Source organism: Neisseria uirgultaei (assembly GCF_962719845.1).
In the GTDB taxonomy this organism is placed as follows: domain Bacteria; phylum Pseudomonadota; class Gammaproteobacteria; order Burkholderiales; family Neisseriaceae; genus Neisseria; species Neisseria bergeri.
Map to the genome: position 1 here is coordinate 1 of NZ_CAUIYF010000010.1, position 21,475 is coordinate 21,475.

Genomic DNA, 21,475 nt, shown 5'->3' on the forward strand with positions numbered 1-21,475 from the left:
AGTGGGGGGGGGGGGGTGTGTATGCATGATTTTTCCTTTTGGTGGTTTGGCAGCGGGATTTGGCAAAATGTTGCCGTTACAACAGCCGTCGTAATCAGTATTTAAGATTGGTTCGGCTGTTATTAAAATATAGATATTAATGCGTTAAAGGGGCGGGTAACAAAAGGCAATGCCGGCAGGTTGTCCGCCTTGTAAGGTATGCCGTCTGAAACGGACTCTGTTTCAGACGGCATTTTAAAATGCAAGCGTTTAGAACTTGGCTTGCAGCCTTAACCAAGCGGTGCGGCCGGGTTCGTTCACGCGGGTGGTTTTGATGCCGGCGGCAGGATCGACAAATCCTCCGCTCCTGCTGACGAATTCGGCATAGGTTTTGTTGAACACATTGTCCACACCAGCTTGCAGGGTGGCGTATTTGTTGAATTTCCAGCCGGCATTAACGGAAAGCACGCCGAAGCCTGCGGATGCGCCGATGTCCTGACCGATGATGTTGCCCTGTCCTTTGGCGTAGCGGTTTTGTTTGGCAACAACTTTCCACAGTGCGCCCGCGCTAAATTTGCCGTTGTCGAAGGCAAGGGTGTTGTTCCATTCGAGCGGGGGTGTTTGGGCAAGCGGCAGATTATCGGTCGTGTTTTTACCGCGCGTGTAGGCAAGGTTGCTGGATATGCTCCAGTTTGGTGCAAACTGCCATTTCACTTCAAGTTCGCCGCCCAGACGGATGGCATCGATATTGCGTGCGCTCAAGTCTGGACCATGATGATGGCCGGAGTGTCCGCTGGTTGCCGGTGTGCCAGAGTGTCCGCCTGCTGCCGGTGTCGTCGGAGTATGGCTGCCGGCGGGCACGCCTGTTGCCGGTGCCGTCGGAGTGGGTCCTGTGTGGTGGTGTCCCGTGTGATGGCTAGGTGCCGACGCGCTGCCGGCGGTATGATGCGTCATCGGTTTTGGTTCGACTATGATGAAATCGTCAACCTTGCCTGCAAATACAGAGGCGGAGACGTGCCAATTTCCGCTGTTCCAAATCAGCCCTGCATCAAGTTGGCGGTTGGTTTCTTTTCGGAGTCGGAGGTTTTCCGATTTTTTGCGTTCCCAGTAGTCGGGCGCACGCTGGGCGATGCCTAAACCTGCGTAGTATTTGGTATTGCCCGTTGTTTGCTCGAAACGGAAAAAGCCGGAAGTCAAAGGATATTTGGTTTTTTTGAGGGGATCGGAGTCTGCCTTGTCTTCGTATGTGCCTGTTACTTGGTCGTGCCGCAAACCGGCAATCAGTTTTTGCTTGTCGGTACGTTGCCAAGCCGCTTCGGCAAAGCCGCCCAGTTGGTCAAAGCTTTGGGTAGGTTCGAAAGGGCTGGAAGCGTAGTTTTCATCGCCGTTGCGTTCGGTATGGCGGTCGCGCATATAGTCGATGCCGGTTTGAAGGTTGACGTTGTCCCAGTCGAATACGGCTTTGAGATTGCCGGTATCGGTGCGGCGTTTGGGGTTATTGGCTTTTTTAATCTGCATACCGGTAGAGGAGTCGCGGATGGTACGCAGGCTGTAGGTGTCCATAACGTGGTCGATTTCGCTGGAACCGTAGCGTGCCTCGATTTCGCTCAACCACGGTGTGATATTGCGTTGGCTGATGCGGATATTCCATGCGTCGCGGTCGAATTTGCTGCCGTCCATCATACGGTCGGCGTAGGCTGCCTTACCTCGGCTGCGTTCGTATGTGCCGGCGATGGTGGTGTTTTCGGTCGGGGTAACGCCCAACTGAACCATTTGGCTGTCGCGTTTGAAGTTGGAATGTACGCGGTTGCCTGCCCCGTCTTTATAGTCGCCGGATTCGTTGTGTGAGACATTGAGGCGTGCATAACCGTATTTGCCGCCCGCACCTGCTTCAAAGGAGGCATCGCGCCTGCCGCTGCTGCCTAATGTGGTGCTGCCGTTGAAGGAGTAGGGTTGTTCGCGGAAGGTCGGATCTTTACGGACGAAATGAACCGAACCGCTGATCAAGCCCATCCCTTGGGTAACGGTTTGCGGACCTTTGGTTACGACAACTTCGTCAAAGGTGCTGGGGTGGATATAAGAAGTGGGCGGGTCCATGCGGTTGGAACAGCCGCCGTAAACGAACTGGTCGTCTGCATTGATGGCAAGGCGCGAGCCGCCCAAACCTCGGAACAATGGATCGCCCGAGCTGCCGCCTTTGCGGATGATGCTCATGTTGGGGACAGATTGCAGCAAATCCGCGCCGTCGCCTGCCGGTAGGGGCTGGAGGGTGGCTTTAGGATTGAATTTGACAGTGTTGGCCTTTTGCTGCTGTGTTCCGGTAACGGTAACGGGCGAGAGTTCGGCGGTTTCTTCCGCAACGGGGGCTGCCCATGCTTGGCTTAGCGCGGCTGCAAGGGGGAGGAGTAAGAAGTGGGTAGTTTTCATATTTAATCTACTTAAATGGAGGGTTGTTGTGTTAGTTCTAAAGTAGTATATAAAACTAAACTGAACGATGTATCAGAAAATGCACTTTGTTTAACATACATCAATAATGAATGTACCGGCCCGATAAAAAAATGCCGTCTGAAGCGGAAAAGGCTTCAGACGGCATTTTGAGAGACGGGTTATTTATTAAAGAAAATCAGCGTCCACGGCAAAACATATGCCTGTAGGAGGGTGAGAAGACCGACAAAGGTACAGAAAATCAGGCTGTGTTTCACGGTAAAGCGGAACAGGTTGGATTCCTTGCCCTCTAAGCCTACTGCCGCACAGGCGATGGCGATGGATTGAGGGGAAATCATTTTGCCTGTTACGCCGCCGGTCGTATTGGCGGCAACGGTCAGCTCGGGGGTAACACCGATTTGATGCGCCGTGCTTGCCTGCAAAGAACCGAATAAGGCGTTTGCGGAAGTGTCCGAACCGGTCAGGAATACGCCCAACCAGCCGAGGAACGGCGAGAAGAACGGGAACACGGCACCGGTAGCGGCAAGGACGAGTGCCAATGTAGATGACAGTCCTGAATAGTTTGCCACGAATGCGAAGCCGAGTACCAAACCGATAGACAGGATGGACAGGCGCAATTCTTTGAGCGTTTCAAAGAAAGTGCCGACGGCTTCGGAAGGCTTCATTTTCAGCAGGATTGCGGAAACGATGGAAGCAAACAGGATTGCCGTACCGACTGCGCCGAGGAAGTCAATTTTGAATACGGCGGCGTATGGTGTCGGTTCGCTGACGATGGGCGCGGCTTTTTGCACCAGGTTGTGCAGCATCGGCCAGTCGAATTTGATGGTGGCAACGCCCAAAGCCTCTTTAACGCCTTTAATCGTCCACACGCTGACGAAAACGGTCAGGATGGCAAAAGGCGACCAAGCTTTGATGATTTGTCCGGCAGTGTATTCGCCCGCTTTGCGTTCGGACGGTTTTTTCATGCCGTTGAACGTGAAGATTTCTTCAGGCTGCCATTTTTTCAGGAAGGCGGACAGGCAAATCAGGCTGACCAGTGCGGAGGTTACGTCGGGCAATTCCGGGCCGATGAAGTTGGCGGTAATGAATTGGGTAACGGCGAAAGATACGCCCGCCACCAAGACGGCAGGCCAAGTTTGGCGTATGCCGCGCATACCGTCCATCATAGCGACCAGCCAGAAGGGGACGATAACCGACAGGATAGGAAGCTGGCGGCCGGCGACCTGACCGATGTGGTAAGGGTCGAGATTGGACACTTGGCCGGCAACCAGAACAGGGATGCCCATTGCGCCGAAAGCCACGGGCGCGGTGTTGGCAATCAAACACAAACCGGCGGCATAGAGCGGATTGAAGCCCAAGCCCACCAGCAAAGCGGCGGTAATCGCCACCGGCGCGCCGAAGCCTGCCGCGCCTTCGAGGAATGCGCCGAAGGAGAAGCCGACCAGCAGCATTTGCAGGCGTTGGTCTTCGGTAATCGAAACCACGGAAGCGCGGATAATGTCGAACTGCCCTGTTTTTACGGTAATTTTATACAGGAATACGGCGGTAACGATAATCCAGGCAATCGGCCACAAACCGTAAGCGAAGCCGTACAGCGCGGAAGAAACCGCCATACCCGCTGGCATCCCGAAGCCGAATACGGCAACGGCAAGCGCAATCAGCAGCGTATAAAGCCCCGCCTGATAGCCTTTCAGCTTCAGGACGGTCAGCGCGGCAAAGAAAAAGACGATGGGTAAGAGTGCGGCGGCGGCAGTCAGATACAGGCTGCCGCCGATTGCCGTGTAGTTTTGAACCCAAGTTTCCATAATTGAACATCTCCGAAAATATTTTTCTAATCGTCGGCAATAGTGGTCAAACCAATTAAAGCAACGTTGCATTACTTTACGAAACTTTAATATTCAGGTCAATATATTTTTGGGCGGTGCGGTCGATTTGAATCGGAGCTTTCATTTAAATCCCGTTAAAACAAATATTTGTAAGAATAAAAATTATAGTTTGGTGTAGTTTTTTTCTGTGTTTCGGGGGCGGTGCGAGGTAAATGCCGTTGACGGCGGGAACGGCGTGTCATTAGAATCCGCCCTGATTGGTCAGTCCAATTTGATGTTTGATGTATTTCGGAAGGGTTCGTTAAATAATCTTTTAAAGGAGGGGTGATGAAACTGGTAAGGCCTCAGAAAATCAGCGATCAGGTATTGTCGGTATTGGAAGGCCGCATCGTGGAAGGGGTTTACGCGGAAGGGGGCAAGATTCCGCCCGAACGCGTTTTGGCGGAAGAGTTTGGCGTTTCGCGCCCGTCGGTCAGGTCGGCATTGAATGTTTTGGTTGCCCGTCAGGTTTTGGAAGCGAGGCAGGGCGACGGTTATTATGTTTCGGTCAAGCCGCAGCAGGATTTTTTGCAAAGTTGGCAGGAGCTTTTGGGCAAACATTCCAATTGGGAACAGGATGTTTTTGATTTCAGCTGCCACATCGAGGGCTGTATGGCGGCATTGGCGGCAGAACGCCGGACGGATGCCGATTTGAAGCGGATTCGGTTTTGGCTTGAAAAGTTTGAGGAAGCGTGCGGAAGCGGCAATTTGGAACATCAGAGCGAAGCCGATGTCAGCTTTCATCAGACGATTGCCGATGCGGCGCACAATTTGTTGTTCAGCCATTTGTCGGGCAGTTTGTTGAAAATGCTGTACCGGCAGACGCGCAGCAGCCTTATTTATCTGAATCAGGAAGAAGATCCGCGTCCAAAACTGATGGCGCAGCACCGTGTATTGTATGAGGCGATATCGAACCGTCGGCCGGGCGAGGCTTCGGAGGCGGCAAAGGCTCATTTGAATTATGTGGCGAGCAGCATATTGAAAGACAGGGAATATCAGAGCCGTAACCGCCACGCGGATACTTTGGCGCAAAACGATTTGAAGCGCGTGCAGGATTGGGCGGTGTGAATGCCGTTCAGACGGCATAGCGCGCCAACAATCGGACAGCCTTTATTCAATGGAACCGGTTTGCGCCCAAACGGAAATAAGCGGCTTTTCACTTGCAAACGGATGGAATCGGCCGGGTATCCAAACACAGGAAAAAAGGTTTGAAATGCCCGGATAATGAAATGCCGTCTGAACAGCATTTGCGGTTCAGACGGCATTTTGTTTGCGGGTCGGCGGCGTTTACTTAGAAACCTTGCGCCAACATTGCATCGGCAACTTTGACGAAACCGGCAATGTTTGCACCATTGACGTAGTTTACTTTGTCGCCGACTTTGCCGTATTTCAGGCAGGATTCGTGGATGCTTTGCATAATCTCAAATAAGCGGTTGTCCACTTCTTCGCGCGTCCAAGACAGGCGGATGGCGTTTTGGCTCATTTCCAAGCCCGAAGTTGCTACGCCGCCGGCGTTGGAGGCTTTGCCCGGGGCGTAGAGGATGCCGGCTTTGATAAATTGCTCGACCGCGCCTAAAGTTGACGGCATGTTCGCACCTTCGGCAACAACGTAGCAGCCGTTTGCCAACAAGGTTTTGGCGGCTTCTTCGTCCAATTCGTTTTGGGTCGCGCAGGGCAGGGCGATTTCGGCGGCAACGCCCCACGGTTTTTGATTTTCAAAGTATTGCAGACCTTGCTCTTTGGCATAAGTGGCAACCCGTTCGCGGCGGACTTCTTTCAATTCGATCAAGGCGGCGAGTTGCGCTTCGGTCATACCGCTGTCGGGGAAGAGGACGAAGCCGTTGGAGTCGGAAACGGTCAGCACTTTCGCACCCAGTTGGATGGCTTTTTCGGCAGCGTATTGCGCCACGTTGCCGGAGCCGGAAATCAGTACGCGTTTGCCTTCAAAGCTGTCATTGCGGGTTTGCAGCATCGCTTGGGCGAAATAGACGCAGCCGTAGCCGGTCGCTTCGGGGCGGATGAGGCTGCCGCCCCATTCCAAACCTTTGCCGGTCAGGACGGAAGAAAACTCGTTGCGGATTTTTTTGTATTGTCCGAACAGATAGCCGATTTCGCGCCCGCCTACGCCGATGTCGCCGGCCGGAACATCGGTGTCCGCGCCGATGTGGCGGTAGAGTTCGGTCATAAAGGCTTGGCAGAAGCGCATCACTTCGGCATCGGATTTGCCTTTGGGGTCGAAATCCGAACCGCCTTTGCCGCCGCCCATAGGCAGGGTGGTCAGCGCGTTTTTGAAGACTTGTTCAAAAGCGAGGAATTTCAACACGCCCAAATCGACGGTCGGATGGAAGCGCAGACCGCCTTTGTAAGGGCCGATTGCGGAATTCATTTGAATGCGGTAGCCGCGGTTGACTTGGACTTGACCTTTATCGTCTTGCCAGGTTACGCGGAACATGACGACGCGTTCGGGTTCGACGATGCGTTCCAGCAGGCTTTGCTGGGTGTATTTCGGATTTTGTGCCAAAAACGGATCGAGGCTCATGAAGACTTCTTCAACCGCCTGATGAAACGGCTCTTGATTGGGGTTGCGTTGTTTGAGGTTGGCAAACAGGGTGTTCAAGTCAGTCATTCGGATACTCCTTTTGATTGATGTTGTACTAATGGGAAAACGAATTTGTAGTTGGCAATATAAACCTATTTTTTTCTGATGCCAAGTCTGATTTTGCAAAAATTGTTGACATTATTTTTTCCATATTTTTGATATTTGATGTTTATTGCCAATAATTAATCAATAATCATAAATTAATTTTGAAAATAAAAATATTATTGGAATTTTATTTCAAGTAATTAAACTGGATTTTTTGATTCCAATCAAGGTAATTTTGTTTTCACGCCTGCTTTTACTGTGGAAAAGGATTGAGATTGTCAACAATCCTGCCTGCCTGAATCTGTGTTTTGGGCATTATCCGGAAATGTTATAATATGCGCCGTTTAATTTGATGAAAGATGATGATGAAGGCCTATTTGGACTTGATGCGCCACGTCCTCGACAACGGTACGGACAAATCAGACCGCACCGGTACGGGTACGCGCTCCGTATTCGGTTATCAGATGCGTTTTGACTTGGGCAGGGGCTTTCCGCTGCTGACGACCAAAAAGCTGCATTTGCGCTCGATTATTCATGAGCTGCTTTGGTTTCTCAAAGGTGATACCAATATCAAATACCTAAAAGACAACAACGTTTCCATTTGGGACGAGTGGGCGGACGAAAACGGCGATTTAGGCCCGGTGTACGGCTACCAATGGCGCAGTTGGCCCGCACCCGACGGCAGGCATATCGATCAAATCGCCAATGTGGTGGAACAAATCAAGAAAAATCCCGATTCGCGCCGCCTGATTGTGTCGGCGTGGAATCCGGCTTTGGTCGATGAAATGGCCTTGCCGCCTTGCCACGCGCTGTTTCAGTTTTACGTTGCCGACGGCAAACTGTCCTGCCAGCTTTACCAACGCAGCGCCGATATTTTCCTTGGCGTGCCGTTTAACATCGCCAGCTACGCATTGTTGACCATGATGATGGCGCAAGTGTGTGGACTGGAAGCAGGTGAGTTTATCCATACGTTTGGTGATGCGCATTTGTACCGCAACCATTTCGAACAAGCAGAGTTGCAATTGGGCCGCGAATGTCGGGCACTGCCTGTCATGAAGATTAATTCAGAGGTTAAGGATTTGTTCTCCTTCAAATTTGAAGATTTTGAGTTGGAAGGTTACGACCCTCATCCGCATATCAAGGCGGCAGTATCAGTCTGAGGAGGGTATATGGACAGGCATTTCGGGCGCAGGCGTTTTTTGACGGTTGCCGCCGTTGCGGCGGCGGGCGCGGCGGTTTCTTTTTTGCCGAATCCTTTTGCCGCCGATGATGAAAAACGCAACGGGGATGAAAAACGCGATGAAAATGTGTTTTTCTGGAAAGGTGTCGCGCTGGGTTCCGGCGCGGAGCTACGCCTGTTTGGTGTGGACGACAGGCGTGCGGCGGATTTGGTCAACAAGGTTTTGGCGGAAGTGGCGCGTTTGGAAAAAATGTTCAGCCTTTACCGTGAAGACAGCCTGATCAGCCGTCTGAACCGTGACGGTTATCTGACTTCGCCGCCGGCGGATTTCTTGGAACTGTTGAGCATTTGTCGGGATATGCATACTTTGACCGGCGGGGCATTTGATCCGACAGTTCAGGTTTTGTGGAAACTGTATGCCGATTATTTTGCCGCCCATCCTGATGCGGAAACACCGCCATCGGAAAATAGCGTGAAGGAAGCCTTGAAGCGGGTCGGCTTTGACAAATTGGTGTTTGATGACCGTGAAATCCGTTTTGCCGAAAAGGGTATGGGTTTGTCCTTGAACGGCATCGCGCAAGGCTATATCACGGATAAGGTCGTCGCGTTGCTGAAGGCAAACGGCGTGCCTGCCGCTTTGGCCGATATGGGTGAAATCCGCGGGTTTGATACAAACGGTAAACGGACTTGGAATGTCGGCATCCGCAACCCGGATGACGAAGAAGGCGTGTTGGCAAATATCACGATGAAAGACAAAGCGTTTGCCACTTCGGGCGGCTATGGGACGGTGATGGACAAAGCGGGCAGGTTTACCCATTTGTTCGATCCGCGAACCGGCGTGAGTACGCCGCGTTATAAAAGCATGAGCGTAATGGCGGATGATGCGGCGGTTGCCGATGCCTTGTCGACGGCGTTTTCCATTATGGATTTGCCTTTGATACGGTCGGTTGCCGAAAGCAGGCGGCTTAAAGTTTGGCTGGTCATGCCGGACAATACTTTGAACGAAATAGGCTGAACCTGAAGCAAAAATGCCGTCTGAAAGGCTTTCAGACGGCATTTTTGCTGTTTGGATGGCTTTTAAAGGATGCCCAAAGAATTGATGAAAACAATAATAATGGCAATCGGGGCGAGGTAGCGCAAGGTATTCAGCCACAGCAGCAGCACTGACTGGGGTACGGTGCTGCCCGATCCGGCATCTTTTAATACAGACTGCTTGTCCTGAATCCAGGCGGTAAAGATGGAAACACTCAAAGCACCAATCGGCATAATGACGGCGGAAATAACATAGTCCCACAAATCAAAAATGGTTTTGCCGAAAACCTTAAACTCGCCCCATACGCCGAAAGACAGCGCGGACGGGATGCCGACAATGAAAATGGCTGTGCCGATAAGCCAAGTGTGCTTTTTGCGTTTGCGTTCGTCTTGGCGGATGGTTGAGGCAATGACCGTTTCCAACATCGAAAATGCCGAAGTCAGCGTGGCGAAAACGACCAGCAGCATAAATACCGCAAATAAAACCGTACCCAACGGCATTTTCATAAACACTGCGGGCAATACGATAAAAATCAATCCCGGGCCCTGGCTCGGTTCAAAACCGAAGGCGAATACCGCCGGGAAAATCACCAGGCCGGCAAGCAGCGAAACCAAGAGGTTCATCCACATAATCGTATGGCCGGAACGGAACATATCCTGATCTTTTCCCAAATACGAAGCGTAGGTAATCATAGCGGAAACGCCGATGCTCAAGGCAAAAAATGCCTGTCCCAAAGCCGTAATCATCGTATCGGCTTTAAAGTACGACCAATTCGGTTTGAGCAGGAAAGACACGCCCTCCATTGCCCCCGGCAGCGTCAGCGAACGGATTGCCAGCGCAATAAAGAGGATAAACAGTCCCGGCATCAGATAACGGTTTGCCTTTTCAATGCCGTCTGAAATGCCGCCTTTGACCACCCAAACCGTAATCAGCATAAACAGCGCCTGATAGGACAGCGAACCTGCCGGATTGGAAATCGTTGTGCCGAACAGGGCTTCAAAGTCGGCTCCCGCATGGATTGCCCCCGTAAAACTGTGGACGACATAATTCAATACCCATCCGCCGACCACGCTGTAAAACGACAGCAAAATAAAGCAGGCGGCAACGCCCATGCGCCCGACCCAAAGCCATTGCGTGCCCGGACGCAGAACCCTGAAGGAATCGACGGCATTTTTACCGCCCGTGCGCCCGATATAAAATTCGGCAAGCTGGACAGGCAGGGCGACCAAGATAGTAAATATCAAAAACAGCAGGAAAAACACCGCGCCGCCGTTGGTGCCTGCCGTATAAGGAAATTTCCAAATCGCGCCCAAACCGATGGCCGAACCTGCCGCAGCAAGGACGAAACCGATTTTGGACGACCAAGAAGTATGGTTACTCATAAAATTTATTAAGAAATGTGAAGGTAGTGCATTGTAACAAAGCACTTGACGCGGCGGCACAAGCCGGGGAAGACGCTGCAAAACTTTGCCAATAGGCTGCGTAATATCGGGGGATATTGGGATTTTCTTATTTTGAGGGATGGATTCGGGGTGTTTCTTTCCAATGAACGAATATAATTTGGCGGTTTGTTGCATCAAAGGATTTCAGACGGTATAGGCCGTCTGAAGTTTTTATTGTGGATTAAATAGAGAATACGCATATCGTCATTTTCGCGAGAGTGGGAATACGGAATTTTAACGCTACGGTGATTTATCCGAAACAACGACCGTCTTTTCGCCGTCATTCCCACGCAAGTGGGAATCTGGTAACGAAAAATCATAGGAAGTTATCCGAAACACAAAAACTGAAACCGAACGGACTGGATTCCCGCTTTCGCGGGAATGACGAGATTAAAGTTTTAAAATAACCGAAATTCAAAAAACTGGATTCCTGCCTGCTCAGGAGTGATGGCAGAAATAAGGATATAGGTGCTTTTATTTGAATTTATGGTAAGAAACGGTCCAAACCGTCTTTGCAGCGGATTTTTTGTTCGGACAGCGTGGCTTTGAGCAGCGCGTCGTTTTGCGGTAAGGCATTGCGTTCGGCTTCATTGTGCCAAAGATGGTAGGCAATGCCGGCAAATTTAAGGTTGTGGCGTTTTATGCCGTTATGGAAGAGGCGGGCGACGAACTCGCTGTCTTCGCGTCCCCAGCCGACAAAGCGGTTGTCGAAGCCGTTTACAGCCAGAGTATCGCTGCGGAAAAAGCCCATATTGCAGGTTTTGATGCCTTTGTATTTGCGGCTGCTTTGTCTGCCGATCAGGGCGGACAGGCTGCGGCAGCGCAGGGCGGACAGGCGTTTTTCTATGCCTTGGCTGAACACGGACAAATCGGGCAATTCGCCGGAATCTAAAATTTCTTGGGTGCGCCCTTGGGTCAGGATGACGCGCGAACCCTGTATCAGCCTGCCTTTACGTGCGAGCTTGAGGTGGTCGGCGACGAAGGACGGGTCGAGTATCATGTCGCCGTCGATAAGGATGATGTAGTCGCTTTTTGCCTGCGCCAGCGCGCGGTTGCGCGATTCGGCGGCGCGGAAGCCGTCGTCCGGCCGCCAAGAATGTTTGACGGGGATGTCGGTGTGGCTGCGGATGAACTCGACAACTTCGGCGGTGTCTTGGCGCGAACCGTCGTCGGCGACGATGATTTCGTCTGGCAGGCGGGTTTGCGCGAGCGCGGATTTCAAAACCAGCTCCAGCGCGTCGGGGCGGTTGTAGGTGGTTACAATTAGGGCGACACTGATGTTGCGGTTGCGCTCGTAAAGTTTGACATATTTGTAGTACGAACCTTGCGCATTGGCGATGGAAATGGTCAAGCCGTCCGCGCCGTAGGCGAAGCCGCGTTTGAGCAGGTAGTTTTTGACAAACGATACGCTGCCGTGCAAGAGGGCTTTGAAGGGCGAGCTGTTTTTTTTGTAGCGGTTTTCCTCGGCGTAGAGCGAGCTGTATTGCTGCATTTTCTGAATCAGTCCTTCGGCGTTTTCGAAGGAATAGTGTTTCAGACGGCCTTCGAGCAGACGGACGTTTGCATCGGGCGGCAAAATCAGCGATTCATGCACCTGACGGTCGGAAAAACGGGTAAACCGACGGTGGTAAAGGCGCGGGATAATGTCGGGATACCAGCCGCAGGCTTTGATCAGGCGGCCGTTGTAGTGGTTCAGGCGCGAGAGGGAGAAGATGTTTTGTTCTTTGTTTCCCGCCACGGCTTTGCGGATGGCGGCAATCAGTTCTCTATCTGCCACTTCGTCGCTGTCTATGCTGAATATCCAATCATTTCGCGCAAGTTTTGCGGCAAGGTTTTTCATCGGGCCGAAGCCGATGAAGTTATGTTTGTGATAACTGATGTTGGTGAAGCGTTCGGCGATTTCAAAGGTGCGGTCGGTCGAGCCGTTGTCGAGCAGCAAAACTTCATCGAAGTCTTGAAGCGCGGTCAATACTTCGTGCAGATAGCGTTCCGAGTTTTTGACCAATATAGCCGCTGTGGCGGGAATTTTCGGGTTCATAATGAGGTCGTCCGACAAAAGGTAGATGCAGGGAAAAACCGTGTTGCCTGTCCGGTCTAAATGTGCCGCCATAAATGGCAAAAAAGCCCAAACATACGTCCGGGCTTGGGAATTGGTGGGTCCGGTGGGGTTCGAACCCACGACCAAGGGATTATGAGTCCCCTGCTCTAACCCCTGAGCTACAGACCCGTCAAGAGTAGGCGCGTATTGTATAGCATAGCGGTGGGATTGACAAACTTATTTCATCCGATGATTAAGACACAGTTGCTTCCTCCGAAGGCAAATGACGAGCTGGCGGCAATGCGTTTTTCGGTTTCCCAGCGGCTGCCGCTGCCGGTCAGGTTGATGGCGGGCAGGTCGGGGTCGTTCTGCCCGTCCCAAAGCTGGGGCGGAAGTTTTCCTTCGGGATTGCTTTGCCGGTCGGCAATGCCCCACGCGAACGCGGCTTCGATTGCGCCCGCCGCGCCTAAAGTATGCCCGGTTTGCGGCTTGGTGGACGTGCAGGGCGTATTGTTGCCGAAAACTGCTGCAACGGCGCGGCTTTCCATACTGTCGTTGTGGTGCGTCCCGGTGCCGTGCAGGTTAATCCAGCCGATGTCTTCGGGCGCAAGGCCTGCGTGTTGCAATGCCGTCTGAAAGGCAAGGATTGCGCCTTGAGCATCGGGGCGGGGTGTGGAAATATGGTAGGCATCGCTGCTTGCGCCGTAACCCAGAAGCCGCATACCGCCGGAAAAATCCGCATCGCGCGTCATGATGAATACGGCTGCGCCTTCGCCGATATTGATGCCGTCGCGGTTGGCGGAGAAAGGGTTGGCAATGTTTGGGGACAAGACTTCCAATGAGGCGAATCCGTTGACAGTCAGCGGCGAGAGTGTGTCCGCGCCGCCGCAGATGACGGCATCGCACATACCGGCGCGAAGCAGGCGGGCGGCACTGATTAATGCGCGCGCGCCGGAGGTGCAGGCGGTAGAAACGACGTAACGCAGGCCGTTCAGCCCGTAAGCGTCGGCAATGAAATCGGCGGGCGCGTTCATAAGGTGTTGGCATTGGTTGAACGTGAGGCCTTGCCAGGCTTTTCCCTGCACTGCCTGTCGGAACATCGGGATGTTTTCGTCCGCGCCGCCGGTGGATGTGCCGATGACGACGGCAATCCGGTTTGCGCCGTACCGCCGTATGGCGGCATCGATTTGCGGTTCGATTTGTCCGAGCGTGTGCCAAAGCAGCCGGTTGGTGCGGCTGCGGCAGTGTGCGGGCGTGCCGTCTGAAAAGGGGCGCAGGGTTTCTTTTACCATACCGAAGGCAAGGTTTTTGCCGTCAACCCAGTCGGATGAAAATGTCAGTGCCGGTTTGGAAGAAGGGGACAGCAGGGCATTGATGTGGGTGTGCAGTTCGCTACCCAACGCGCTGGTGAGTGCAGGGCTTCCGAGGTAAACAGGTATGTTCATAATGGTTCAATCGGTGCAACCGACCAGCTGGTTTGGTCGGGTAGGGTAATCAGGAACTGTCCGCCAATATGGTTGACGCACCATATGTCCCGATTGCGGTAGCGGAACAATGTTCCTGCTTTGCAGAAGGACGCGCCGCCGCCTGCCTGTTTGAGGTCGGGATAGGGGGGCGCGGCATTCTCGACAGTTATCAGCGGGAGCAGTGCGGCAAACAGGCGGCGGGACGGCATATTGGGCATCACGAATCCGTCGTTTTTCCAGCCGCTGCTGCTGATGGTCTGGCGTGAAACCGGTGCGCCCAATATGTCGGTTTGTACAAACCGGATGCCGTCTTCAAGCTGTTCGGCCGCCAGTATGCCGGTTTGTACCGGTTCTTGCCCCTTATTGTAGCGTTCCCATTTGAACCATTGTGCGTCTTGGGTAAGGCGCGGTTGGGTTTGGGGCAGGGGCAGGGCATATGGGGCGCAGGCGGCGAGCAGTTTTGCGGTCAATATGGCAAGCAGGGTCGTGGTCGAGCGCATAAGTTCCTTTCAAAAATGCCGTCTGAAGCAGAAACGGCGGCAGGGCGGCTGACGGTTGGGATGCTGCGTATCGGGGACGGAGTACATCAGCCGTGCCGCCAGCCACAGGTTCAATATGACCCCGATGCCGACGGTCATGCCGAATGCGGCGACGGCCGGTGTGCCGCTGAAGGCAAGCAGGACGAAGGAGATGCCGGTCGTGAGCGCGGCAAGCAGCATACCGCCCAGCCGCGCATCGGTGCTGTGTCCGGCATTGAGCGCGTAAACGGCATAATCGATGCCGATGGCGGAAACCAGCAGCAATCCGAACATGGCAAACAGGCTGACGGGAATGCCCAGCCAACCCAATACGGCAACAGTGCCGATGGCGGCAGCGACGGGTACGGCGAGGATTTTCCCGCCCTGCCGTGCGCCAAACAGCCGCCACAGCAGTAGCCATGCCAGCAGGTAAGACGACAATTTCAGCCAAGCCGCCTGATTGCGCGTATGGCGGAACAGTTCGTTGAGCCTGCCGCGTTTGTCCGCCCATTTGATTCCCGGGACGGTTTCCGCCGTTTTGCGGACGGTTTCCGGATCGGTCATACCGTTCAGGCGGATAACGGAGGCATAACGGTGCGGTTCGACTTCGCCGAGATACAGGGGTTTCCAAGCCTGCGCCAGAGGCAGGGCGAGGCCGTCTGAAAGCGTGAGGGCAGGCGTGCCGGCCGCTTGCAGCAGGGCGGATTTCAGCGTGTCTTCGGGAATGCCCAGTTCGTGCAGGGTGCGGTAGTTGCCGGGTTTGTCTGCAATCACGCGCAAATGTTGTTTCAGGCGGTTTTGTTCGGCGGCCGGCAGGATGAATTGATCCAGCGATTGGATGCCTTTCAGTTTGCCTTGTCGAATCAGGGGGGCGAGGGTGCGGCGCAGTTCGGCATTTTTCAACAGCAGCGCGTCTTCGCTTGCGGCTTCGGCAACCAAATATTGACCGCTGAAATCGGTTCCGCCCAATGTGCCGATTTTTTGTATTTGCGACAACAGTCCGGACGGCATATTCACCCATTGGCGGATGTCGTCATGCCAGTTGCTGCGCCACAGTCCGACGGTGGCGAAAACCATCAGGAAAACTGTTGCGGGATAACGGAAGGATGAGGGAAGCCGTTTCTTGATATGTTTGCCCAGTATGGCACTCAAGGCGGCAAAAGGTACGGGTTTTGCCTGATAACGGGCAAACAGGGGCGGCAGCCAGCAGATGGTCGCGCCGAATGCGCCCAGCAGCGAAAAGCCGGAGAAAACGGCAGTTTGCTGTAAAACCGGCAAAGGTGTGAACCAGAGCAGCGCGTATCCCGAAACGGTAATCAGTAGGCTGACGGCAAAGGTGGGCAATACCTGTTTCATCGCCGGTTTCGCCTGCCATGATGAGAATACAGACGGGGTCAGCCAGTGCAGCGGGAAATCGACCAGCATCCCGATCAGGCTCGTACCGATAACCAGCGTCAGGGCGTGAATATGCCCGAATACCGCCAGCGTCGCCGCCAAACCTGCCAGCATTCCCGCCGCAGGCGGCAGCAGCAGCCAGAAAGTGCGCGCGCTGCGGAAAACCCACAAGATGAGGGCGACGGTCAGGACGGTGCCGGCAAAACCCATTATCCGGCTTTCTTTTTCTGCATCGGCTTTGGCGGCTGCTGCAAAAAGTGCGCCGCCCCCGGTCAGGATTTCGGCGTGCCTGCCGGATGCCAATGTCTGTGTTTTTTGGAGCAGGTTTGCCAAAGCATCTTGAGGCAGGGCGTTATCGGGCAGCTTGGCGCGTATCCACACCCAGGTTTTTCCGTTGTCTTCGTTGAACAGCATACCGTTTTCGGGGTGCCATTGCAGACGGGTTTGGGGATTGATTTTGCCGGCAACGAAACGTCCGAAACCCAGCCAGTCCTCATCTAAGGGCAGGGGAGATACGGCAAATGGGTTGGCGGCATCTTCGGCGCGTTGGCGGAAATAGTCGGCAGGTTTTTCGGTCAGCAAACGCCGTTGGGCTTCGGGCAGGACGGCCAAGCTGATTCTGCCGATGTCTTGGCGGATTTGTGCAAGGTCGGGGCTGATTTGGCTGTTTACTTCGGAAAATATCCCGCTTTGCCGCCATAAGGCGGCAATTTCCGATGCCGTTTGAAATGCGGTTTCGGGCTGGGGGCTGCCGGCCAGCAGGATGATTTGACTGTTGATTTGTGCGTCGCCGGCGCGTTCGGCCGCCTGCAAAACGGTATCTTGGCTGCTTTGGGGCAGTAGTTCGGTCAGGTCGGTCTGCAGCCAGGCGCGCGTTGTCATGCTGTAACAGACAAAGACGGCAAGTGCAGACATCAACAGGGTGTAAATCAGGCGGATCATGGCGGTTCGGACGGTGTCAGAGTGATTGTTTGGCAAATTCGTCCAGAGGGTTGCCGACGGTTATGCCGTTAAACTGCATATCGGTTTTGTCCCCTTGTTTTTCATGCAGTTCGATACGGCGTACGACGTTGTCCCCGCTGATGTCGATATGGTTGAAGATTTGTTTCATCACCAGTGTTTTCGGTGTGAGTTGCAGCGTCCATTTTTGCGCCGACCCTTCGAGTTTCAGGTCAAACTGTTTTTCCAGTCCTTGCGTATCGCCGCCGATCAGGTCGAGAAAGAGTTTGATTTGCCTGTTTTGTCCGGGCATTTTTCCGGTATCGGGCATTATCCAGCCTTTACCGTTCCATTGGCTGATGCCGTCTGAACGGACGCGGAGGACGGCGGCAAACGGTTTTTGCATCTGCCAGAGCAGACCGCGTTTGGGCATCAGTACGAATTTTCCGGTTGCAGCCATCGGTTTGGATAGGGATTTCAGATGGCGGTATTGGATAAAGCTGCCTTGGATGTTGTCGGGTTTTTGCAGTATCCGGGTCAGTTCGGCAGTGGAAAATGCCGAGGCGGAAAGGGAGGTTGCGGCAAGGAGTGCGGCAAGCAGGTATTTTTTCATGGTTGTCTGTCGGTGTGGCAATAATGGGTAAAAATGCCGTCTGAAAGCGGACGGCGGTTTATGCGGCTTGAAAAGTCGGATGACTCCGTATGGCTTCGAGCCAGCTTTCCGGCGTTTGGAACTGTGTTTCTCCGGTTTTTAGGGATACTGCCGCCTGCGTGGTCGATGCGCGGGTCAGTTTTTCGCCGGTTTGCTCATCGGACAAAGTGTAGTCGATACGCAGGCAAGTGTCGATTTCGACGATGGCCATATCGATGCGGATGGTTTGTCCGAACCGTGCGGGGCGTATGTATTTCAAGTCCATTTTGACGATGGGCCAGCCGAAGCCGCGCCTGCCCATTTCATCGTAGCCGTAGCCTATGCTTTCAAGGAAGGCGCAGCGTGCGACTTCGAGGTATTTGACGTAGTTGCCGTGCCAGACGATCTGCATCGGATCGACATCGAAAAACGGGACTCGGACGGTGTGGCTGTGGCGGCAGAAAATGTGTTTTTTGTTCATCGGGGATGGTGCTCCGTATGCCAAAAGTCGTAAAAATTGAACCATTGCAGCGGATTCAGACGGCATTCTTCTTCTAAAATGCGGGCGAAATGTTGCGCGGATTTTTTGATTTTTTGCGTGCGTTCCGCCCGCGTCCAATCCGATGTGTCGGTCATAGGGCGAAGTTTCAGGCGGTAGCGTCCGTCTTGTTTGATGCAAAACAGCGCGTTGACCTTGGTTTTCAGCAGCGATGCCAGAATCCACGCACCTTGCGGTATTTCGGTACGGTGTTGCAAAAAATCGACGGTTACGGTTTTTTCGCCCCGGACGGGAATGCGGTCGGCGGCGATTGCCAACCATTCCCCTGCTTCAATACGTCGGCTGAGCGTCATCATCAGCGATGCGTCCAAGTCGCTTACCTGTATCAGTTGGATTTTGTCCGCCCCCGCCTGTTGCAGGGCTTCGTTGAACATTTGTGCGTGGCGGCTGTGTACGAGGACGTTGAGTTTGAAATTCCGGTGGTGGGAAACCAGTGCGCGGCAGATTTCCGTATTGCCCAGGTGCGAACAGGCAAAAATCTGCCCGCGCCCGTTTTGATACATGGCGGCGGTCAGATTGTCGGGGTCTTCGATAATCAAGTCTTCGTAACGTATTTTGCGCTGCCATACGGCAAACCGGTCGCAAACGGCTTCGCCGAATGCCAAAAACTGCGCGAATATGCGGTTTTCAGACGGCATAGCGTCGGGAAAGGTATGCCGCAGGCGGTTTTGGTAGGTATGGAGGTTTTTCCGCGCCCGAGGCGAGGTCAGGTAGAAATACAGGACGACGAACCAAATACACGGTTTCATTAAAAAAGGGGGCAGATAACGGACAATCACCGCCGTCAGCTTGAGGAACAGACGGTTGCCGCGTTCGTTTTGTTCCGCCCAGTGTCGGGACGCGCCGTTCATCGGAATATGCCTTTCAAGATGCGCCAACGCCATTTGAGCATACCGAAAAACAGCCGTGTGTGCATTTGGCTGATAAGGATGTTGTCGGCAAGGGCGCGGAAGTGGGAAATGCCGTCTGCGGCGTAACGGACGGGCGTGGGTATCCACACGGGTTTGATGCCGCGCCAATATAGCCGGATCAGGATTTCGATGTCGAAGTCCATACGGTTGCCGACGTATTCTCCGCGTATGACCGCCAACGCAGGCGGCAACGGATAAAGGCGGAAGCCGCACATACCGTCTTTAATATCGGACGACCAGGTGTGAACCATATTCCAAAAGTCGGTAATCTTGCGCCCGTACAATCGGGATTTGGGCGCGTCGCCGCCGTATTGCGGCTGACCGCAGACGAGGGCTTCGGGATTGAGTTGCGCGGCACGGACGAACTTCGGCACGTCGTCCAAACAGTGTTGGCCGTCGGCGTCGATTTGCAGGACGTGGCTGTATCCCAGCTCCGCCGCCGCCTCGAAACCTGTGCGTACTGCCGCGCCTTTGCCGCCGTTGCTTGTGCGGCGGATGACGCGGATGCCGTCTGAAGCCAGATTTTCTAAAACGGGTATGCAGTCGGGGCGGGAGCAGTCGTCCACGACCAACACGTCCAAACCGCAGGCGCGCAGGCCGTGCGCGACCGTGCCGACGGTTGTCGGGTGGTTGTAATGGGGGATGAGGGCGAGGATGTTCATATTTATATCAAGGTAAGGCTGTAATCTTATTGCCTTTGCGAAGGCGGTTCATCGTTCTTCCCTTGCGGCCGGATCGGGACTGTCCGGCGGCGTGTCGAATACCAGCTTCCCCGAGGCGCAGACGGCATCCTGTTTTCGGATTTTAAACGACAGTTTGTTTTTATCGGCATCGTATCCGAGTTCTACGGAAATGTCGTCATATGGACGGATAAATTGCTGGTATTTCAGGTTTTCGATGCGGATAATGTTTTGCCTGCCGAAGGGGTGCTGTGCGGCGAGTAGGCGCACCCATTCCAATTCGACTGCGCCGGGGACGAGGGGAAAGGTGGAAAAATGTCCGCCGAAATAGGGTAAATCCAGCGGTACGCGGGTTTGGTAGTGCAACCGGTTTCCTTCGGGCGGCAAGGTGTGCCATTGCGGCGCGGCGGGTTCTGCCAATGCCGTCTGAAAGTCCGCTGCGGTAATTTTCCCTTGTCCGTTGCGCGGCAGACGGTCTGCAAAACGCCAGTAGCGCGGCAGGGCGGCCGTGTCTTGCGTTTGGGCAAGGTGTTGCTTGAGTGCGGCGATAACGGCGGTGCGCCCCTGTTCCAGCCACGCCGTGATGCCTTCCGTATCGAGTGCCGCCCAAACGGCAATGCGTCCGTGTTCCGGATGCAGGGCGCAATGTGCGTCGGCAATCCAAGGGTGTTTCAGCAATTCGTGTTCGATTTGGTTGAGCGAAATGCGTTTGTCTGCCAGTTTGATTATCCTGTCCTGCCTGCCCAGCAGGGCAAAACCGTCTTCGTGGGTTTCGATGCAGTCGGCAATGTGCTGCACGCCGCCTGTCCACGGCGAGAATATTTCCACCGATTTGCCGGTATTGCGGACGGCAACATCGGGAAACGGTTGCCATAAGGTTTGTTTCCGGCGTGATGCAATGATGCCGGTTTCCGTACTGCCGTAAACTTCATAAGGGCGTACCGCATATTGTTCCAACAGTGCGGCGGTTTCCGGTGGGAGTTCCCCGCCTGCGGAAACGATGCCGGCCATCCTTCCGTTTAACGCCGCCCAATCCCGATTTTCGCCGAAACGGTTGAGCAGGGCGGGGCTGGCAATCCAGACATTTTGATAATCGGACGGCACGTTCAGGCTTGCCGACAGCAGCAGTTCGGGATAGGCGTTTTGCCTGCGGATCATCGCCCACCCCATCAGCAGCGGAAGCGCGAAGCGGAAGGTTAGTCCGTACATATGTTGCGGCGATACGCTGCCGAGGACGGCGGTTTTGCCGCGTCCGAACGGGATTGCCGAAGCCAGCGCGCGGGCTTCCGATTCGATTTGCGCGGCGGTTTTGACGATTGTTTTGGCTTCCCCGCCGGAGCCTGATGTACGCAAATGCACTTCGGATTCGGGCGGGATGTCCAATGTTTGCGGTATGCGGCTTTCAGACGGCATACCGCCGCAAGGGGTTTGTATTTGCCAAACGCGGATGCCGTCTGAAACAATATCGGTGTCGGTCAGCAGGATTTGTGCGGATTCCGCCCAAGTCAGGTTTCCGGGCGCGGTATTCGGCAGCAGCAGGGCTTTGCCGCCGCTATTCCAAACGGCAAGCAATGCGGCTGTGAACAGCGCGGCATCGTCAAACCACAATGCCGCCGAACGGATGTTGTTTTGCGTTAATTTGAACGACAGGGTGTGTACCGTGCGTATAAAATCGGCGCGGGTCCACAGCGGGTCGAGGGCAATCGGCGTATTGTCGGAGAAGTTGATGTCAAACATTCGGGTCATATGC

General features: G+C 54.0%; 16 protein-coding genes and 1 tRNA gene. 3 read left to right on the forward strand and 14 right to left on the reverse strand.

Going from position 1 to position 21,475, the window contains the following annotated elements; translation table 11 throughout:
- Window positions 1–249: 249 nt before the first annotated feature.
- Together Q9J32_RS07120 and Q9J32_RS07125 are read right to left on the reverse strand one after the other, a co-directional pair.
- Entirely contained in the window at window positions 250–2,406 is a 2,157-nt protein-coding gene (locus tag Q9J32_RS07120) for a TonB-dependent receptor domain-containing protein (protein WP_304675387.1), read from the reverse strand.
- A 179-nt stretch (window positions 2,407–2,585) separates the two neighbouring features.
- Entirely contained in the window at window positions 2,586–4,229 is a 1,644-nt protein-coding gene (locus tag Q9J32_RS07125) for a lactate permease LctP family transporter (RefSeq protein WP_301883187.1), read from the reverse strand.
- Between the two features lie 348 nt (window positions 4,230–4,577).
- Between Q9J32_RS07125 and Q9J32_RS07130 the strand changes: the two genes are divergently transcribed.
- Window positions 4,578–5,357, forward strand: a complete 780-nt coding sequence (locus Q9J32_RS07130) for a FadR/GntR family transcriptional regulator (RefSeq protein ID WP_301883185.1) — start codon at window positions 4,578–4,580, stop codon at window positions 5,355–5,357.
- Window positions 5,358–5,580: 223 nt separating this feature from the next.
- Here the strand turns inward: Q9J32_RS07130 and gdhA are convergent, their stop codons facing one another.
- Complete coding sequence (gdhA, locus tag Q9J32_RS07135) at window positions 5,581–6,915, reverse strand: NADP-specific glutamate dehydrogenase (protein WP_301883183.1); 1,335 nt, start codon at window positions 6,913–6,915, stop codon at window positions 5,581–5,583.
- 383 nt (window positions 6,916–7,298) lie between these two features.
- Here gdhA and Q9J32_RS07140 point away from each other — a divergent pair, with 383 nt between their 5' ends.
- A complete protein-coding gene (locus Q9J32_RS07140) occupies window positions 7,299–8,093 on the forward strand; it encodes a thymidylate synthase (RefSeq protein ID WP_301883296.1) in 795 nt (264 codons plus the stop codon).
- Between the two features lie 9 nt (window positions 8,094–8,102).
- Window positions 8,103–9,128 carry an FAD:protein FMN transferase gene (locus Q9J32_RS07145; protein ID WP_301883181.1) on the forward strand — a complete coding sequence of 342 codons (1,026 nt, stop codon included), beginning with the start codon at window positions 8,103–8,105 and terminating at the stop codon, window positions 9,126–9,128.
- A gap of 62 nt (window positions 9,129–9,190) precedes the next feature.
- On the opposite strand, the gene Q9J32_RS07150 is transcribed toward Q9J32_RS07145, so the two are convergent.
- From Q9J32_RS07150 to Q9J32_RS07200, 11 genes are all read right to left on the reverse strand, one after another.
- On the reverse strand, window positions 9,191–10,528 hold the full coding sequence (locus Q9J32_RS07150) for a sodium-dependent transporter (RefSeq protein WP_304667566.1): 1,338 nt from the start codon (window positions 10,526–10,528) through the stop codon (window positions 9,191–9,193).
- A 544-nt stretch (window positions 10,529–11,072) separates the two neighbouring features.
- Window positions 11,073–12,626, reverse strand: coding sequence for a glycosyltransferase family 2 protein (locus Q9J32_RS07155; protein ID WP_304675389.1), 1,554 nt, complete (start codon window positions 12,624–12,626; stop codon window positions 11,073–11,075).
- A gap of 113 nt (window positions 12,627–12,739) precedes the next feature.
- Window positions 12,740–12,815 (reverse strand) — tRNA-Ile (locus Q9J32_RS07160).
- 53 nt (window positions 12,816–12,868) lie between these two features.
- The gene (locus tag Q9J32_RS07165; RefSeq protein ID WP_304675391.1) at window positions 12,869–14,071 is read right to left on the reverse strand and encodes a beta-ketoacyl-ACP synthase; all 1,203 of its coding nucleotides are present in this window, start codon (window positions 14,069–14,071) and stop codon (window positions 12,869–12,871) included.
- Window positions 14,068–14,592, reverse strand: a complete 525-nt coding sequence (locus Q9J32_RS07170) for a hypothetical protein (RefSeq protein ID WP_304666371.1) — start codon at window positions 14,590–14,592, stop codon at window positions 14,068–14,070. The genes Q9J32_RS07165 and Q9J32_RS07170 overlap by 4 nt, the downstream gene beginning before the upstream one ends.
- Before the next feature lie 9 nt (window positions 14,593–14,601).
- On the reverse strand, window positions 14,602–16,947 hold the full coding sequence (locus Q9J32_RS07175; RefSeq protein WP_304666370.1) for an MMPL family transporter: 2,346 nt from the start codon (window positions 16,945–16,947) through the stop codon (window positions 14,602–14,604).
- A 16-nt stretch (window positions 16,948–16,963) separates the two neighbouring features.
- Window positions 16,964–17,557: an outer membrane lipoprotein carrier protein LolA gene (locus Q9J32_RS07180; RefSeq protein ID WP_301883169.1), complete on the reverse strand. Its 594-nt coding sequence runs from the start codon at window positions 17,555–17,557 to the stop codon at window positions 16,964–16,966.
- Between the two features lie 58 nt (window positions 17,558–17,615).
- Window positions 17,616–18,056 carry an acyl-CoA thioesterase gene (locus Q9J32_RS07185; protein ID WP_301883168.1) on the reverse strand — a complete coding sequence of 147 codons (441 nt, stop codon included), beginning with the start codon at window positions 18,054–18,056 and terminating at the stop codon, window positions 17,616–17,618.
- Window positions 18,053–18,985 (reverse strand): lysophospholipid acyltransferase family protein, encoded by a 933-nt coding sequence (locus Q9J32_RS07190; protein ID WP_301883295.1) that lies wholly within the window; start codon window positions 18,983–18,985, stop codon window positions 18,053–18,055. Before Q9J32_RS07190 ends, Q9J32_RS07185 begins: the two co-directional genes overlap by 4 nt.
- On the reverse strand, window positions 18,982–19,707 hold the full coding sequence (locus tag Q9J32_RS07195; protein ID WP_196428703.1) for a glycosyltransferase family 2 protein: 726 nt from the start codon (window positions 19,705–19,707) through the stop codon (window positions 18,982–18,984). Before Q9J32_RS07195 ends, Q9J32_RS07190 begins: the two co-directional genes overlap by 4 nt.
- 48 nt (window positions 19,708–19,755) lie before the next feature.
- The gene (locus tag Q9J32_RS07200) at window positions 19,756–21,471 is read right to left on the reverse strand and encodes an ApeI family dehydratase (protein WP_301883164.1); all 1,716 of its coding nucleotides are present in this window, start codon (window positions 21,469–21,471) and stop codon (window positions 19,756–19,758) included.
- Window positions 21,472–21,475 lie beyond the last annotated feature (4 nt).

Bases quoted from the DNA above. Each gene is read 5' to 3' on its own strand.
- Q9J32_RS07140 (WP_301883296.1), top strand. From the start codon at position 7,299: ATGAAGGCCTATTTGGACTTGATGCGCCACGTCCTCGACAACGGTACG.
- Q9J32_RS07195 (WP_196428703.1), bottom strand. From the start codon at position 19,707: ATGAACATCCTCGCCCTCATCCCCCATTACAACCACCCGACAACCGTC.
- Q9J32_RS07150 (WP_304667566.1), bottom strand. From the start codon at position 10,528: ATGAGTAACCATACTTCTTGGTCGTCCAAAATCGGTTTCGTCCTTGCT.
- Q9J32_RS07200 (WP_301883164.1), bottom strand. From the start codon at position 21,471: ATGACCCGAATGTTTGACATCAACTTCTCCGACAATACGCCGATTGCC.
- Q9J32_RS07120 (WP_304675387.1), bottom strand. From the start codon at position 2,406: ATGAAAACTACCCACTTCTTACTCCTCCCCCTTGCAGCCGCGCTAAGC.
- Q9J32_RS07185 (WP_301883168.1), bottom strand. From the start codon at position 18,056: ATGAACAAAAAACACATTTTCTGCCGCCACAGCCACACCGTCCGAGTC.
- Q9J32_RS07130 (WP_301883185.1), top strand. From the start codon at position 4,578: ATGAAACTGGTAAGGCCTCAGAAAATCAGCGATCAGGTATTGTCGGTA.
- Q9J32_RS07145 (WP_301883181.1), top strand. From the start codon at position 8,103: ATGGACAGGCATTTCGGGCGCAGGCGTTTTTTGACGGTTGCCGCCGTT.
- Q9J32_RS07125 (WP_301883187.1), bottom strand. From the start codon at position 4,229: ATGGAAACTTGGGTTCAAAACTACACGGCAATCGGCGGCAGCCTGTAT.
- gdhA (WP_301883183.1), bottom strand. From the start codon at position 6,915: ATGACTGACTTGAACACCCTGTTTGCCAACCTCAAACAACGCAACCCC.
- Q9J32_RS07170 (WP_304666371.1), bottom strand. From the start codon at position 14,592: ATGCGCTCGACCACGACCCTGCTTGCCATATTGACCGCAAAACTGCTC.
- Q9J32_RS07190 (WP_301883295.1), bottom strand. From the start codon at position 18,985: ATGAACGGCGCGTCCCGACACTGGGCGGAACAAAACGAACGCGGCAAC.
- Q9J32_RS07180 (WP_301883169.1), bottom strand. From the start codon at position 17,557: ATGAAAAAATACCTGCTTGCCGCACTCCTTGCCGCAACCTCCCTTTCC.
- Q9J32_RS07175 (WP_304666370.1), bottom strand. From the start codon at position 16,947: ATGATCCGCCTGATTTACACCCTGTTGATGTCTGCACTTGCCGTCTTT.
- Q9J32_RS07155 (WP_304675389.1), bottom strand. From the start codon at position 12,626: ATGAACCCGAAAATTCCCGCCACAGCGGCTATATTGGTCAAAAACTCG.
- Q9J32_RS07165 (WP_304675391.1), bottom strand. From the start codon at position 14,071: ATGAACATACCTGTTTACCTCGGAAGCCCTGCACTCACCAGCGCGTTG.